At 54.0% G+C, this 16,358-nt stretch carries 12 protein-coding genes; all 12 read left to right on the forward strand.

All coding sequences use genetic code 11. The features are described 5' to 3' along the window. Window positions 1-162: 162 nt before the first annotated feature. The 12 genes from rny to KB236_02260 all read left to right on the forward strand — a co-directional run bounded on the left by rny (window position 163) and on the right by KB236_02260 (window position 16,055). Window positions 163-1,722 (forward strand): ribonuclease Y, encoded by a 1,560-nt coding sequence (rny, locus tag KB236_02205; GenBank protein UIF29591.1) that lies wholly within the window; start codon window positions 163-165, stop codon window positions 1,720-1,722. Between the two features lie 182 nt (window positions 1,723-1,904). Continuing rightward, complete coding sequence (locus tag KB236_02210) at window positions 1,905-2,699, forward strand: TIGR00282 family metallophosphoesterase (GenBank protein ID UIF29592.1); 795 nt, start codon at window positions 1,905-1,907, stop codon at window positions 2,697-2,699. A 28-nt stretch (window positions 2,700-2,727) separates the two neighbouring features. Then, the gene (gene mutS, locus KB236_02215) at window positions 2,728-5,421 is read left to right on the forward strand and encodes a DNA mismatch repair protein MutS (GenBank protein UIF30266.1); all 2,694 of its coding nucleotides are present in this window, start codon (window positions 2,728-2,730) and stop codon (window positions 5,419-5,421) included. A 396-nt stretch (window positions 5,422-5,817) separates the two neighbouring features. Then, window positions 5,818-7,830, forward strand: a complete 2,013-nt coding sequence (gene mutL / locus KB236_02220; protein UIF29593.1) for a DNA mismatch repair endonuclease MutL — start codon at window positions 5,818-5,820, stop codon at window positions 7,828-7,830. 101 nt (window positions 7,831-7,931) lie between these two features. Further along, window positions 7,932-8,543 (forward strand): Holliday junction branch migration protein RuvA, encoded by a 612-nt coding sequence (ruvA, locus tag KB236_02225; GenBank protein UIF29594.1) that lies wholly within the window; start codon window positions 7,932-7,934, stop codon window positions 8,541-8,543. A 42-nt stretch (window positions 8,544-8,585) separates the two neighbouring features. Continuing rightward, complete coding sequence (gene ruvB / locus KB236_02230; GenBank protein ID UIF29595.1) at window positions 8,586-9,608, forward strand: Holliday junction branch migration DNA helicase RuvB; 1,023 nt, start codon at window positions 8,586-8,588, stop codon at window positions 9,606-9,608. 15 nt (window positions 9,609-9,623) lie between these two features. After that, window positions 9,624-10,658 (forward strand): tRNA preQ1(34) S-adenosylmethionine ribosyltransferase-isomerase QueA, encoded by a 1,035-nt coding sequence (gene queA / locus KB236_02235; protein UIF29596.1) that lies wholly within the window; start codon window positions 9,624-9,626, stop codon window positions 10,656-10,658. 14 nt (window positions 10,659-10,672) lie between these two features. After that, window positions 10,673-11,815 (forward strand): tRNA guanosine(34) transglycosylase Tgt, encoded by a 1,143-nt coding sequence (tgt, locus tag KB236_02240; GenBank protein ID UIF29597.1) that lies wholly within the window; start codon window positions 10,673-10,675, stop codon window positions 11,813-11,815. A 71-nt stretch (window positions 11,816-11,886) separates the two neighbouring features. Continuing rightward, a complete protein-coding gene (gene yajC / locus KB236_02245; GenBank protein UIF29598.1) occupies window positions 11,887-12,336 on the forward strand; it encodes a preprotein translocase subunit YajC in 450 nt (149 codons plus the stop codon). 183 nt (window positions 12,337-12,519) lie between these two features. Beyond that, window positions 12,520-13,635, forward strand: a complete 1,116-nt coding sequence (gene dinB / locus KB236_02250) for a DNA polymerase IV (GenBank protein ID UIF29599.1) — start codon at window positions 12,520-12,522, stop codon at window positions 13,633-13,635. A gap of 99 nt (window positions 13,636-13,734) precedes the next feature. After that, entirely contained in the window at window positions 13,735-14,700 is a 966-nt protein-coding gene (locus tag KB236_02255; protein UIF29600.1) for a bifunctional oligoribonuclease/PAP phosphatase NrnA, read from the forward strand. Further along, window positions 14,697-16,055, forward strand: a complete 1,359-nt coding sequence (locus KB236_02260) for a DEAD/DEAH box helicase (protein ID UIF29601.1) — start codon at window positions 14,697-14,699, stop codon at window positions 16,053-16,055. Before KB236_02255 ends, KB236_02260 begins: the two co-directional genes overlap by 4 nt. Window positions 16,056-16,358: the final 303 nt, after the last annotated feature.

The raw sequence follows: 16,358 nt of genomic DNA on the forward strand, positions 1-16,358 counted from the left end.
ACGATCGGTTCCACCTGGGATGAATTTGCCGGCAGTTTCCGTGGAGTTTAGTTGACAGCGTTGATGGCAACCATTAAAATTGAAGTTGCGTCAGTTATCATATCAACATCTTGAAAAGTCTGATTTTAAATTAGTCATTTTTGATGATGCGGAGGTGGAATCATGAGTGTTCCAATTATAATCCTCGCAATCATCGCTATCGTTGTTGGTGTCGTGGGCGGTTATTATTATCGTAAATCGGTCTACGAACGCAAGCTAGATGCTGCCAAGTTCACCGCGCAAGGTGTCTTGGCCGAAGCCAAAAAACAAGCTGAGACTGCTACCAAAGAGGCGCTATTAGAGGCCAAAGAGGACAGCCACAAGTATCGGGCGGAAGTCGAACAAGAGCTGAAAGAACGACGTGCCGAAGTTCAGAAGCAAGAGGACCGCTTGATTCAACGAGAAGAAACGCTTGACCGGAAAGACAATGCTCTGGAAAAACGGGAAAATTCGTTGAATCGCCGAGACAAGAAGCTTAGTGGTGAAGAACAGAATTTAGCCAAAAAGCAACAACAAGCAGACTCACTGATTGAAAAACGGCAGGATGCAGTGGAAGCTGTAGCCGCCTTATCCCAGGACGATGCACGGGACCTGATTATTTCAGAAGCCAAATCGGCTCTAGCAGGTGAACGGGCAAAAATGATCAAGGAAAGCGAAGAGTCAGCGCGCAAGACGGCCGAGGCTAACGCTAAGGACCTGATTGTGTCAGCGATTCAGCGCAGTGCTGCCGACATGGTGACCGAAACCACAATTTCTGTGGTCACGTTGCCGAACGACGACATGAAAGGGCGAATCATCGGTCGTGAAGGCCGGAATATTCGCACGCTGGAAACGTTGACCGGGATTGATTTAATTATCGATGATACCCCGGAAGCTGTCGTTTTGAGTGGCTTCGACCCATTACGGCGAGAAGTGGCTAAGATTGCCTTAGAGAAGTTGATCCAAGACGGCCGAATTCATCCGGCGCGGATCGAGGAAATGGTGGCCAAAGCCAAGAAAGAACTGGACGAACACGTCCGGGAGCTTGGCGAGCAAACGACCTTTGACCTCGGGATTCATTCGATGCATCCCGAATTGGTTAAGCTGGTTGGCCGCTTGAATTTCCGTATTTCTCATGGGCAAAATGCTTTAGCCCACTCAATTGAGGTTGCCAAGATCACTGGGGTCTTAGCCGCTGAACTCGGTGAGGATGTTACGTTAGCAAAACGTGCAGGATTATTACATGATATTGGCCGCGCCGCGGAACATGAGGACGATAGCTCTTACATTACGACTGGGATGGAACTTGCGAAGAAGTATCGTGAGAGTTCAGTCGTTGTTAACGCTATTGCCGCTCAAGCGGATGAAACGGCGCCGCAGTCTGTGATTGCGGAACTGGTCGGGACCGCTGATTTGATTTCAGCCACTCGGCCGGGCGCACGCTCTGATTCTCTTGAAAGTTACATCCACCGCTTAGATAAGTTAGAAACGATTGCCAACGCCTTTGACGGGGTTGACCACAGTTTCGCCATCCAAGCTGGACGTGAAGTGAGAGTCATCGTGCGGCCAGAGAAGATTTCCGATACGGATGCCGTTGTCTTGGCACGAGACATTAAGAAGCAGATTGAGGGCGACTTGGATTATCCAGGTCACGTCAAAGTTTCCGTCATCCGGGAAGTCCGGTCAGTTGAATATGCGAAATAAGTCAGAGAAGCTAGGCCAAGTTGGTCCTAGCTTTTTTACGTCATTTCGGCCTAATCCATGGTAAAATAGACCGTATGTAAATTTAGGACCGATTGTGCTGGAATTGCGCGCAATCAGTAAAAAATAATCGGCAACTGCCGGTCAATGAGGGCCCATGTGGGGTCACAGATAGGGGAACGAAGATGCGTATTCTTTTTGTTGGTGACGTGGTTGGAAATATTGGTGTCGACATGATTCACGAGTATCTACCGCAACTCAAGCGCGACTTGAAACCACAGGTCACCATCGTCAACGGGGAAAATTCGACGCCCGTTGGACGGGGCATTAGCCAAAATATCTACAAACAACTCCTGAAGGATGGCGCGGACGTGGTTACCATGGGAAATCATACCTGGGACAACGCCGAGCTCTATGATTTCATCGGGAGTGCCAACCGCCTCGTCCGTCCGGCCAACTTTCCCGGCGATACACCAGGTCAGGGCTGGACGAAGGTGAAGGTCAACCAGCAGGTCTTGGCCGTGGTCAACTTGCAAGGCCGGGTCTTCATGAATCCAATGGACGATCCCTTTGCGTTGATGCAGGACCTACTGCCGGAACTCGATACTGACTTTGTCTTCGTGGACTTCCACGCCGAGACGACCAGCGAGAAGCGGGCCTTTGCTATGCGTTACGACGGCCAATTATCCGCGGTCGTTGGGACCCACACCCACGTTCAGACCAGCGATGCCCAGGTGCTCAAGCACGGGACGGCCTTTCTGACTGAAGCCGGGATGACCGGGCCCGCCGACAGTGTGTTGGGGATGCAGGCCGATAGTGTGATTGAACGTTTCGAGAATCAACGGCCCACCCGTTATACCGTTCAGGAGAAGGGGGCTGGCTTGCTTTCTGGTTGTGTGATCGACCTCAACGATAAGACCGGGCATGCCTCACGCATTCACCCCATCTTAATCAGCCCGCAACACCCGTATCAAAGTTAATTTTTTTGTGAAGTGAAAGGATGAACCAATTTCCATGACGAAGACGACGCCCATGATGGCCCAATATCAAAAAATTAAAGATCAGTACCCGGATGCCTTCCTGTTCTATCGGCTCGGGGACTTCTATGAAATGTTCAACGAGGACGCCGTCAAGGGTTCCCAGTTGCTGGAACTCACGTTGACCACGCGGAGTCATAGCGCCAAGAATCCTATTCCCATGTGCGGGGTGCCCCACAAGGCGGTCCAAAACTATATCGACATTTTGGTCGATCAGGGCTACAAGGTCGCCATTTGTGAACAGATGGAGGACCCCAAGCTGGCGAAGGGGATGGTCAAGCGCGAAGTCATTCAACTGGTGACGCCCGGGACCCAGACGGATACCGGGGCGGCCGGTGCCAAACGCAACAACTACTTAACGGCACTCACCATGACCGATGCCACCCACTACGGTTTGGCCTACACCGATTTATCCACGGGTGAGTTAAAGGCCGCCGAATTGGCTACGGTGGATACGGTGGTCAATGAACTCATGAGCCTGCAGACCAAAGAAGTCGTGGTGGATGCCACGATTGATGCTGACCTACAGGCCCGGTGTAAGCAGTTGGGCATGCTAATTTCGTCACAGCCAGATATTCAGGCCAGTTCCGAACTGAGTTACGTGGAACAGGACCTGACCAGCGACCTGTTGAAGCAGGCGGTGGGCGTGTTGGTTACCTACGTGACGGTGACCCAGAAGCGCAGTCTGGCCCATTTACAACGCGCCGTGGCTTACCAACCAACGGCCTTCTTGAAGATGGATCACGCGTCCCAGTCGAACTTGGAAATCACGCAAAACTTACGGACTAAGAAAAAATCCGGTACGCTACTCTGGCTATTGGACGAGACCAAGACGGCCATGGGGGGGCGGCTACTGAAGCAGTGGTTGGATCGGCCCCTGATTGACCGGGCGCAGATTGAAGCGCGTCAGGCCAAAGTCGGTGTCTTGCTCGACCATTACTTCGAACGGAGTAACCTGCAGGCCGAACTGGTCAAGGTGTATGACCTGGAGCGGTTGGCCGGTCGCGTGGCGTTCGGTAGCGTCAACGGGCGGGACCTGATTCAGCTACAGACCTCGTTGGAACAGGTGCCCCAGATTGCCCACACGATTGAAGATCTCGGCGAAAAGGTGTTTGACGCCACGCTACGGAACCTCGATCCCGTTGAGGACGTTGCGACGGCCATTCGCGATGCCATCGTCCCCGAACCGCCATTGTCAGTGACGGACGGTGGGGTCATTCGTGATGGCTACAGCGATCAGCTCGATGAATACCGCGATGCCATGCGCAACGGTAAGCAGTGGTTGGCCGAGATGGAGGCCCACGAGCGTGAGGTTACCGGTATCAATAACCTGAAGATTGGCTATAACCACGTCTTTGGCTATTACATTGAGGTAACCAAGGTGAACCTCGACAAGTTGCCGGCCGATCGGTACGAGCGCAAGCAGACGCTGGCCAACGCCGAACGTTTCTCCATGCCGGAACTAAAGGAAAAGGAACGGTTGATTCTGGAGGCGGAGGAGAAGTCCACGGCCCTCGAATACAAGCTGTTCGTGGATCTGCGTGAACAGGTCAAGACGGCCATCACGCGGCTCCAGAAGTTGGCGGCCATCATTGCCAGCTTGGACGTGCTACAGAGCTTTGCCGTGGTCAGTGAGGACTATCATTTCGTCAAGCCCACGTTGATTGCAGGTCACGATTTAGAGATTAAACAGGGCCGCCACCCGGTCGTCGAGAAAGTCTTGGGCCGCCAAACCTACGTGCCCAACGACGTGTCCATGGATGAGCAGACCAACATTCTGCTCATCACTGGGCCCAACATGTCCGGGAAGAGTACCTACATGCGCCAACTGGCCTTGACCGTCATCATGGCGCAGATGGGGTGTTTCGTTCCCGCTGAATCGGCACAGATGCCGGTCTTTGACCAGATCTTTACGCGAATTGGTGCGGCTGATGACCTGATTTCCGGCCAGAGTACGTTCATGGTCGAGATGCAGGAGGCCAACCGGGCATTGAGCCATGCGACGGCCAATAGCCTCATTCTCTTCGATGAGATTGGACGGGGAACGGCCACTTACGATGGGATGGCGTTGGCGCAGGCGATTATCGAATTCGTTCACGATAAGGTTCACGCTAAGACGCTGTTCTCCACCCACTATCACGAGTTGACGGCCCTGGAGAATTCTCTCAAGGCCTTACGCAACGTGCACGTGGGCGCTGTGGAGCAGGATGGCGACCTGGTCTTCTTGCATCAGATGCAACCTGGTCCGGCCGACAAGTCCTACGGGATTCACGTGGCGAAATTAGCCGGGATGCCGACGCCGTTGCTCAAGCGGGCCGAGGTCATCTTGACGGACTTGGAAGACGAGGCGGCGGCCAAACCCGCCGTCGCGGTACCGAGCCAAACCGATGCGACCGCCACGCAACCAGCGGCCGTTACGGAACCTGTTGGTGAACCGGCGCCCGCTGCAGAGGCGGCACCGAAGACGGCGACGCCAACGCCGGAAGAACCTGCTACGGTCGATGAGGTGGCGGATCAACAGCTTTCCCTATTCAGCGATGAACCAGAGTTGAATCCCGCCCAAGCCAAGGTCATTGACCAGCTCAGTCACCTGAATCTCATGGGGATGACGCCCATGGACGTGATGAGCCAGGTCTACAAGTGGCAACAGAAACTGTCGAAATAACCGACAATGATTGTTCGGTTGTGGTGAGTTGTCCGCCTTGCCGCTCGCGGAATCTAGGCTACATGAGAGACAACCACTTAGGATTGCGGCCGTTTCGACGGTATTGTCGTTGAAGGTTTTTTGAAGCGATCGTCGTTGGCAATTCAACTATGTAACCGTTAGTGAAGCAAGATATCAGCTCAGCCGTGGGATTTTCTAAGTGCTCTACTTAGAAAATGGCGACTTGGAAATGCTGGTTTTTGCGGTTCCAAGCGAGTCTCGAGACCGCTTCTTGGCTCGGGGCGTCCTTCCCACCGCGATCCGGCTCATATCTTGCGAACGGCTAGGTGGCCAGCTTGCTACAACGCTGTCAGAAAATCGTTGAGAAAATGAGTCACAAGAAAGGAAGGGCCGTACATGCCTAAAATTCATGAATTGGCGTCGGTGTTGGCCGACCAGATTGCTGCGGGTGAAGTGGTAGAACGGCCCGCATCCGTGGTCAAGGAGCTCGTCGAAAACGCCGTCGATGCTCATAGTAAACAAATTGATATCACCGTCGAAGAGGCTGGCTTGCAACGGATCACTGTGGTTGACGACGGTGATGGCATTGCCGATGAAGATACCGAGATGGCCTTCAAACGACACGCCACCAGTAAAATTACCGATCGTAAGGACCTCTTTCGGATTAAGTCCCTGGGGTTCCGGGGCGAAGCGTTGCCGAGCATTGCGTCCGTCGCGGATGTGACGCTGACCACCTCTACCGGGGGCGTGGGCACCTTGATTCACAACGTTGGCGGCATCATTAAGGAACACACTGCCGCCGCGGCACGCAAGGGGACGACGGTCACGGTCAAGGACTTATTTGGCAATGTCCCGGCCCGATTGAAATACCTGAAGTCGCCAGCAACCGAGCTTGCACGAATCACAGATATCGTGAACCGACTGGCGCTGAGCTATCCCGATGTCGCCTTTTCACTGGTGCACAACGGCCGAGAGCTCACGCGTACGGCCGGTCGGGGCGATCTCCAGCAGGTGATTGCCGGGATCTACGGCGTGCAGAGCGCCCGGAAGATGGTGGCCATCAACGGCGCCAATCCGGACTTCAAGGTGACCGGTTACGTGAGCCTACCGGAACTGACGCGGGCCAGCCGGCAGTATATTTCACTGCTATTAAACGGTCGGTACATCCACAACTTCCAGCTGAGTAAGGCGTTGATCGCCGGCTACGGTTCGAAGCTAATGGTGGGGCGGTATCCGCTGGCCGTCTTGGACATCCACATGGATCCACTTCTGGTCGATGTGAACGTGCACCCCACGAAGCAGGAGGTCCGCATCAGCCAGGAACCCGAGCTGACGCAGCTGATTCAGGAGACGGTCTTTAAACGCCTGTCGACGGAAAATTTGATTCCGGATGTATTCAACGAATTGCCGAAGCAAAAGACGCCGGAACCGGCGACCGATCAGCTGACGATGGCGTTAAACGATGCCTCCACGAAGTATCAAATGTCCACCCCATCGACGCCAACGGCAGCTACTCAACCGGTTGCCGTACCGCAGCCCAAGGCCCCCGTAGCTGGCCCTCAACCGCTACAGACGCCGGAAGAAGTACCGGTGGAACCCGTGGTGGTTCATCAGCGAACGGACTTTAAGTTGCCAGCGGTTCAGGCGTTTGATGCGAAGTACCAAACGGAACAGCCGGCGGCGCCACTCGGTGGGGCCACCGAATCGGCGGCAGATCAGCCAATTCAGGCAGCGACTATGTCGACCACTGCACAACCGCAGGCAACTCAGTTGACCCAAGCCCAGCCGCAACAGCGATTCCCCGAGTTACGGTACCTGGGGCAGGTGCACGGGACTTATCTGTTGGCCGAGGCCGATGATGGCTTGTATTTAATCGACCAACACGCCGCCCAGGAACGGGTCAACTACGAGTTCTACCGCCAGGCCATCGGCGAGGTGAGTGACGACGAGCAGAAGTTGTTGGTGCCAATCGTCCTGGATTACCCGACGACCGACGTCTTGGAACTCAGCAATCACATTGATACGCTGGGAAGCGTCGGCGTTCATCTGGAAACCTTTGGACCGAACAGCTTCATCGTGCACGAACACCCGACGTGGTTCAAGGCCGGTCAGGAGACCGATACCATCAAGGAAATGGTGGATTGGGTCTTAAAGGACGGCAAGATTTCGGTGGCCGCCTTCCGGGAGAAGACCGCCATCATGATGAGTTGTAAACGGGCCATTAAGGCCAACCACCATCTGGACGATCAACAGGCCCGGGCCTTGCTCAAGAAGCTGGCCACGGCGGAGAATCCCTTTAACTGCCCACACGGCCGCCCAGTCTTGGTTCATCTGACGGATCAGGACCTGGAGAAGTTGTTCAAACGCATTCAGGACCCGCATCACAGCGGGGATGATTGGGGCGAATAGTCTAGGACCAATCAGTCACACGATTTCACTGCAGATCCGTGGCGAGTATGGTACAATTTAAAAAGCAAACATACGTTTTCTTAAAGGAGAGTAAACCGGTCATGTATGAATACCTTCATGGCGTCATCGCCGCGGTCTATCCCGACCATGTGGTACTTGACGTCAACGGGGTGGGGTATCTGGTCAACACGGCCAATCCCTACCGTTATCAAGTGGCACCCGATGGACAGGCGGTCACCATCTACGTCTACCAAGCCGTCAGCGACACGGCCCAGACCCTCTATGGGTTTCAGGACTTTGCAGAAAAACAATTATTTTTAAAACTGATTAACGTTAACGGCATTGGGCCGAAGAGTGCGTTGGCTATTTTGGCCAACCCCGACCATCAGGGCCTCATGCAGGCCATTCGTACCAATGACGTCAGCTTCTTGACCAAGTTTCCCGGCGTGGGGAAGAAGACGGCCGGTCAGATTGTCTTGGACCTTCAGGGCAAGCTGGACGACCTCGAACCCGCCGATGATGGCGCCCTCTTTACGCCCGAAGTTGCCACGACAGGCGGCGATAATCCGCAGCTAGACGATGCGATTGCCGCGCTGACGGCCCTGGGTTATCGTGAGACGGCGGTCAAGAAGGTTACGCCAAAGCTCAAGCAATTTGCCGGGGAGTCGACCAACGATTACCTCAGCGAGGGACTGCGGTTATTGACCAAATAGGGCGAACCACACCCTGTGATGACTACGAAAGGAGGCTGAATGATGGCTGAAAACGATCGTCTCGTTTCTCCAGAACCGGAGAATGATAACGAAGATTCCATTGAAAAATCATTACGGCCGCAAACGCTGGCGGAGTACATCGGGCAGGACCCGATTAAACACGAACTCAGCGTCTATATCCAAGCGGCTAAGCAACGCGAAGAATCCTTGGATCACGTGTTGCTCTACGGACCACCGGGTTTGGGGAAGACGACGCTGGCCATGGTGATTGCCAACGAAATGGCCGTCCACATTCGGACCACCAGCGGCCCGGCCATTGAAAAACCGGGCGATCTGGTGGCGTTACTCAACGAGCTACAGCCCGGTGATATCCTATTTATTGATGAAATTCACCGGTTGCCTAAGATTGTGGAGGAAATGCTGTACTCCGCCATGGAAGACTTTTACATCGACATCGTGGTTGGACAAGGGCCCACCGCCCATCCCGTGCATTTCCCATTGCCACCATTCACGCTGATCGGTGCCACCACGCGAGCCGGCTTGTTGTCGGCCCCGTTGCGGGATCGGTTCGGGATCGTCGAGCACATGGCGTATTACCAAACGGCCGATCTGCAAGAGATTGTGGAACGGTCCGCCGATATCTTTAATACCACGATTGCCACGGAGGGCGCCCATGAGGTGGCCTTACGTTCGCGAGGGACGCCGCGGATTGCTAACCGTTTGCTCAAACGAATTCGGGACTTCGCGGAGGTCTCACCAGACCATTCAACCATTGACCGGGCCATCGTGGATCATGCGTTGACGCTGTTACGGGTGGATTCGGCGGGATTAGATCCGACCGATATCAAGTTACTCCGCACCATGATTGACTTTTATGACGGCGGTCCGGTCGGCTTGAACACGCTGGCCGCCAACATCGGTGAGGAGACCGAGACGGTTGCGGCGATGTACGAACCGTATTTGTTACAACGTGGTTATTTGAAACGAACGGCGCGCGGGCGGGTCGTGACCCCCGCGGGATACGCCCACTTGGGCTTGCCACTGCCACATCAGGATAATGCGTAAAGGAGCTGAATCACCATGGGATACACCTTAGATGATTTTGATTACGATTTACCGCACGAACTCATTGCTCAGACGCCGATTAAACAACGAGACACCTCACGTTTGCTGGTCCTGGACCACACGGCGCATACGCTGGAAGACAAGCATTTCTACGATATCGTGGATGAACTTCACGCCGGGGATGCCGTGGTCATGAATGATTCGCGGGTCATGCCGGCGCGGCTCTACGGGATTCGCGAGGAGACTGGTGGCCACGTAGAGGTGTTGTTACTGCACAACGTCGAAGGTGATGTGTGGGAGACGCTGATGAAGCCGGCTAAGCGGCTACACGTCGGCACCGTCGTCAGTTTTGGCGATGGTCAACTTACGGCGACCATCACCGAAGAACGCGATGAAGGCATTCGCTTGATTGAATTTCACTACACGGGCATCTTTATGGAAATTCTGGAGCGGTTGGGTGAGATGCCGCTGCCGCCCTATATCAAGGCGAAACTCGACGACCCCGACCGGTATCAGACGGTCTACGCCAAAGAGAATGGGTCGGCCGCGGCCCCCACGGCGGGGTTGCACTGGACGCAGGCGCTTTTGGATAAGGTCGCCGCGAAGGGGGTCAAGCTGGTGTACGTCACGCTTCACGTGGGGCTGGGAACGTTCCGCCCCGTGGAAGAGGCCAACATCGAAGACCACAAGATGCACAGTGAATTCTACCGGTTGGACGCCGCGGCCGCACAGACCTTAAATGACGTGCGGGCTCACGGTGGCCGAATCATCGCGACCGGAACCACGTCGATTCGGACGCTGGAAACGATCGGCAGTAAATTTCACGGTGAGATCAAGCCCGATTCCGGTTGGACCGACATCTTCATCAAGCCGGGCTACCAGTGGCAAGTGGTCGACGCCTTTATCACCAATTTTCACCTGCCCAAGTCGACGTTGGTCATGTTGGTGGCGGCCTTTACCGGTCGTGACCAGATTCTGAACGCCTATCAGCACGCCATTCAGGAGCGCTACCGCTTCTTTAGCTTTGGCGATGCCATGTTTATCAAGTAAACGGAGGATGATCCATGGAACCCGCGATTAAGTATCGCCTGTTAAAAACTGAAAAACACACGGGGGCCCGTTTGGGGGAATTGATTACACCCCACGGGACCTTCAAGACGCCGATGTTCATGCCGGTGGGCACGCAAGCCACCGTGAAGAACATTAGTCCCGATGAGCTCGATGAGATGGGCTCTCAGGTGATTCTAGCCAACACTTATCATCTGTGGCTACAACCTGGGCCCGACCTGATCGAAGAGGCCGGGGGACTACACAAGTTCATGAACTGGAATAAGGGAATTCTGACCGACTCCGGGGGCTTTCAGGTGTGGTCGTTATCGAAACACCGTAAGCTCACCGAGGAGGGGGTTCATTTTAGAAATGAAGTGAACGGCGATCGCCTATTTCTGTCGCCCGAGAAGGCCATTGGCATCGAAAATAAGTTGGGCCCAGATATCATGATGAGTCTCGACGAATGCCCACCGTTCTTCGAAAGTTACGAATACGTCAAACAATCGGTGGAACGGACCAGTCGTTGGGCGGAACGGGGCTTGAAGGCGCACGCGCACCCCGACTATCAAGGCTTGTTCGGTATTGTCCAAGGGGCCGGTTACGAGGACTTACGGCGGCAATCGGCTAAGGATTTGGTCAGTCTCGACTTTCCAGGGTATTCTATCGGTGGCTTGTCCGTCGGGGAGTCCAAGGAAGAGATGAACCGGGTATTGGCCTTTACCACGCCACTCTTACCGGAGAACAAACCGCGTTATCTGATGGGGGTCGGCACCGCCGATTCGTTGATTGATGGCGTGATTCGCGGCGTGGATATGTTCGACTGTGTTCTGCCGACGCGGATTGGTCGGAAGGGAACGTGCATGACCAGTCGCGGCCGGTTGGTGGTTAAGAATGCCGCGTACGCCCACGACTTTGGTCCGTTGGATCCCGAGTGTGACTGCTACGTTTGCCGGAATTACAGCCGTGCTTATCTGCGCCACCTGTTCAAGGCGGACGAATATTTTGGTCAGCGACTTGCCAGCTACCACAACCTGTACTTCCTACACAATCTGATGAAGCGGGTGCGGCAGGCCATTTGGGATGATAATTTACTGGAATTACGCGAGTCCGTGTTTGAAAAGTACGGTTACAATGCCGAACATCCCAAGAACTTTTAGAAATAATTGGACGGAATCCCTTGGTTCTGGTAGAGTAGTTCAGTAGAGACGATACGAAGGAGTGAACGAACGTGTTTGGAAATTTAGTAATTGCAGCCGGCGGGGCGGGTCAGTACTCGACGATCTTTATCTTAGTGATCTTCTTAGCCCTGATGTACTTCTTGATGTTGCGGCCACAACAAAAGCAACAAAAGAAGCACCGTGATATGATGAGTGAGTTAAAGAAGGGTGACCACGTGGTAACGATTGGTCGCTTACACGGTGTCATTGATGAAATCAATCAAACCGATAAGACGGTCACTTTAGACTGTGACGGGATCTACTTGGTCTTTGATCTGCGGGCGATTTCTTCAGTAACGGCGCAAGCACCAGCTGCTGTCACGGCACCAGCCGCCGCAGCAACGAGTGAAGCCACTAGCGAAGCCCAACCTGCTGAAAGTGCCGCTGATGATTCAGCTGACACGGCCAACAGTGCTGCCGCTGATAGCGATAGCGCTGCTAAGGATGACGCAGCCAAATAAGGATTAACGTGACTCACTGGCAACGGGGTTGTCGGCGAGTTAGAGGACTGACTCACTTGGGGTCGGTCTTTTTTTGTCTCAGGTAGATTTGGTTGAGAACAAACGTCTGTTCGATTATAATTTAAATAGATGGAGACAGAAAGTTTTCGTAAGACAAGATGTGGTTAGACGGGAGGTGGTCCGATGCAACCGGCAGCGAAATTCACACAACGTAAGATTATTCATGTCGATATGGATGCCTTCTATGCGTCCATCGAGGAGCGTGACCATCCGGAATTCAAGGGCCACCCCCTGATCGTGGCACAGGACCCCCGGAAGACGGGCGGTCGGGGTGTCGTGACCACGGCCAACTACATTGCCCGTCAGACCGGTGTGCACTCGGCGATGAATGCTAACGAGGCGCTGAAACTCTGTCCCAACGCGATCTTTAAGACGCCCGACTTTCCCCGTTATCGACAGGTATCCGATCAGATCCACGCGATTTTTCACGAATACACCGACAAGATTGAGACAGTTGCCTTTGATGAAGCCTACCTGGATGTCACGGAGAATAAACATCATCTTCATTCGGCGGTGCAGGTGGCTCACGCCATTCAAGCGGAGATTTTTGACCAGACACATCTGACCTGTTCCACGGGCATTTCCTACAGTAAGTTTCTCGCCAAGGAGGCCTCGGACTTTCGCAAGCCGGTGGGCGTCTGTGTGATTCTTCCGGAGGACGCGCATGACTTTTTGATGGCGTTGCCTATCGAACGGTTCCGTGGGGTGGGTAAGAAGACGGTGCCCAAGATGCACGAACTAGGGATTTTAAACGGTGCCGACCTGTATCAACGGAGCCAGTTAGCCTTGATTCATGACTTTGGAAAGTTCGGCTACGTCCTCTACCAGCGGGTGCGGGGCATCGACGAACGGCCGGTGGAATATCAACGCGAGCGCAAGTCAATTGGTAAGGAGCGCACGTATGGGCCACCGCTGACCACGACCGGTGAGGTGGAGAGTCAACTGCAACGGCTGGCCGAGATGGTCGCCGAAACGGTACGGCGGAAGCAACGTCACGGCAAGACGCTGGTGCTCAAGCTACGGGATAGTCACTTTAACACGATTACCAAACGGGTCACGCAGGCCGACTTCATCGCCAACGACGCCACGACCTACTATGAAATGGCGTTGGATATTTATCACAGTGTGGCCCGCGACGATGAGCAGGTCCGCCTGCTGGGGATTACGCTGACGGGCTTGGCACCGCAAACATTCGAGGAGCTGAAGTTGCCGCTCTTTGATGGCGATCGGCCCCGCTGAAAGACTTCCTTTGAAATTACCCCGTAAAACTTGTATACTGAAACGCGGTATCAACGCAATTGCGCTGGAAAATCGGAAAGAAAATGGGTGAGCACCACGATGATTATCGAAAATGAAATCTTAGCAGAAATTAAAAAATATCAAACAATTATTATTCACCGCCATCAGCGGCCAGATCCCGACTGTATCGGGGCTCAGTTGGCATTACGGGCCATCTTACGGACCAGCTTCCCGGACAAGACCGTTTACGCGGTCGGCAAGCATTACCCGGGTTTTGACTGGATGGGACAAGCCGATCAAGACGTTACCGACGACGCCTACAAGGACGCCTTAGTTATCGTTGTCGATACGGCTAACCAGCCGCGGGTCGATGACGAGCGCTGGACAACGGGGAAGGCCGTCGTCAAGATCGACCACCATCCCAATGAGGATGCCTTTGGTGACCTGCAATGGGTCTTGGATCAGGCGTCCAGTACGTCAGAGATGTTGTACGATTGGTTCGCCGCTAACGAGGCCGAGCTGACCATGCCCGCCGATGCGGCCCGGTTGCTGTATGCTGGGATTGTCGGCGATACAGGCCGATTCATGTACCCGGCGACGTCGGCCAACACCATGGCCGTGGCCGGTAAATTAATGGCCTATGACTTCTCAGCCAGTGCCGTCAATCAGGCCGAGGACGAGGTGTCTCCAGCCGTGGCCAAGTTGTCCGCCTACGTTTACCAGAACTTGGAGATCTTACCGAGTGGGGCGGCCTACCTTAAGTTGAGTGACGAGGTCGTCGAACCCTTTGGCTTAGGTGAAGGGGATTCGACGTCCGCCATTGTTCCACTACCCGGAAAGATTACGTCCGTTGTGGCGTGGGCCATCTTTGTGGAGTCCAAAGACCATACGTACCGCATTCGCTTGCGGTCGAAGGGGCCGTCGATTAACGGTTTAGCCAAGAATCATGGTGGCGGCGGTCACGCCCTTGCCAGTGGCGCCGGGGCTAAGGATCAGGCCGAGATTGATCAAGTCGTCCACGAACTCGATGAGTTGGTGGCGCAATATAAAGGAGAAAATGAATGACCGAAAACTTTAAAGGATTCAACCTACAGCCGTATTTACTGACGGCGTTACAAAAGATTGGGTTCACCAAGCCTACCGCTGTGCAGGCAAAATTAATTCCGACCATTGCGGCCGGTAAGGATGTCGTGGGTCAATCCCAAACGGGGAGTGGTAAGACGCATACCTTTTTACTGCCGATCTTCAATCAGCTGACGTCCGAAAATCAGGTGCAAGCCGTGATTACGACGCCTAGCCGGGAGTTGGCCTACCAGATTCACACGGCCGCTGAACAGCTGGCCGCCGAAGCGCCATTTGAGATTCGGATTGGAAACTACGTCGGCGGGACCGATAAGCAGCGGCAAGTCAACAAGCTACGGCACTACCAGCCACAACTGGTCATTGGGACCCCGGGCCGGGTGCTGGATCTGATTCAGTCGCAGGCCTTAGACGTGCACACCACCCGGCAGTTTGTCGTGGATGAAGCGGATATGACCCTGGACCTAGGCTTCTTGGACCAAGTCGACAAGATTGCCGGTCGGATGCCGAAGAATCTCCAGATGATGGTGTTCTCCGCGACGATTCCACAACGACTCGATCCGTTCTTACGGAAGTACATGAACCACCCCGTCATTGAGGAAATTCCAACGACAACGGTGATCTCGCCAACCATCGATAACTGGTTGATTTCCACCAAGGGGCAGAACCGCAATCAACTGATTTTACAGCTGATTACGATGGGAGAACCTTATCTGGTGCTGATCTTCGCCAACACCAAGACGCGGGTCGAACAGATTAACGACTTCTTAAAGGCCCAAGGGTTAAAGGTCGCCATGATTCACGGGGGTATCAAACCGCGTGAACGGAAGCGGGTCATGCGTGAAGTGAAGAACCTGCAGTATCAATTCGTGGTGGCAACTGATTTGGCCGCCCGGGGAATTGATATCGAAGGGGTTTCCCACGTGATTAACGATGACATTCCAGAAGACCTGGATTTCTTCGTGCACCGGGTTGGCCGGACGGGGCGTCAGGGGATGCCAGGAACGGCGATTACCCTGTACTCACCGGACGAAGAAGCCAAGATTTCCGAGATCGAAGCCATGGGCATCAAGTTCCAGCCTAAGCGCATCAGTAACGGCGAGATTGTTGATTCCTACGATCGGAACCGCCGGACCAAGCGGAATAAGAGTACGGAAAAGCTTGATCCTTCACTGATCGGTTACGTGATGAAGAAGAAAAAGAAGATCAAGCCCGGCTATAAGCACCAAATTAAGCAAGAAATTCACCGGCGTAAGGATCAAGAAAAGCGGGTGGCTGCCCGTCAAAGCGCGCGCAACGAGCGGAAACGGCGGAAACGCGAGTCAGATCGTTACCAATAAACCGCAAGTTCTGGGCGATAGCACAGGGATCTTCAGGGACCGGCTGGCTATTTGTTTAGATTTTCAGTTAATTGGGAACCCTGATTGACAAGGCGGCAGTCGCCACCTATAATTTCTAGTGGACAATTAAATAATCTGTTTGAGGATATACCCTGACTTGGCGATTTTCAGAAACGTTTTGGTTGCTGTGAAAAACGATTCGCCGACTCAGTGGTGCTCCCTCAGTGTCATCGCGACTCAGCGTTATGAGTTTAAGAGGTAAACGATTAAAACATCGTTGCAAGTAAAGTGGTACCGCGCTTC

It is taken from the genome of Levilactobacillus brevis (assembly GCA_021383565.1).
Classification (GTDB): domain Bacteria; phylum Bacillota; class Bacilli; order Lactobacillales; family Lactobacillaceae; genus Levilactobacillus; species Levilactobacillus brevis_B.

Bases quoted from the DNA above. Each gene is read 5' to 3' on its own strand.
- KB236_02260 (UIF29601.1), top strand. From the start codon at position 14,697: ATGACCGAAAACTTTAAAGGATTCAACCTACAGCCGTATTTACTGACG.
- ruvB (UIF29595.1), top strand. From the start codon at position 8,586: ATGGCTGAAAACGATCGTCTCGTTTCTCCAGAACCGGAGAATGATAAC.
- KB236_02210 (UIF29592.1), top strand. From the start codon at position 1,905: ATGCGTATTCTTTTTGTTGGTGACGTGGTTGGAAATATTGGTGTCGAC.
- queA (UIF29596.1), top strand. From the start codon at position 9,624: ATGGGATACACCTTAGATGATTTTGATTACGATTTACCGCACGAACTC.
- tgt (UIF29597.1), top strand. From the start codon at position 10,673: ATGGAACCCGCGATTAAGTATCGCCTGTTAAAAACTGAAAAACACACG.
- dinB (UIF29599.1), top strand. From the start codon at position 12,520: ATGCAACCGGCAGCGAAATTCACACAACGTAAGATTATTCATGTCGAT.
- ruvA (UIF29594.1), top strand. From the start codon at position 7,932: ATGTATGAATACCTTCATGGCGTCATCGCCGCGGTCTATCCCGACCAT.
- rny (UIF29591.1), top strand. From the start codon at position 163: ATGAGTGTTCCAATTATAATCCTCGCAATCATCGCTATCGTTGTTGGT.
- KB236_02255 (UIF29600.1), top strand. From the start codon at position 13,735: ATGATTATCGAAAATGAAATCTTAGCAGAAATTAAAAAATATCAAACA.
- mutL (UIF29593.1), top strand. From the start codon at position 5,818: ATGCCTAAAATTCATGAATTGGCGTCGGTGTTGGCCGACCAGATTGCT.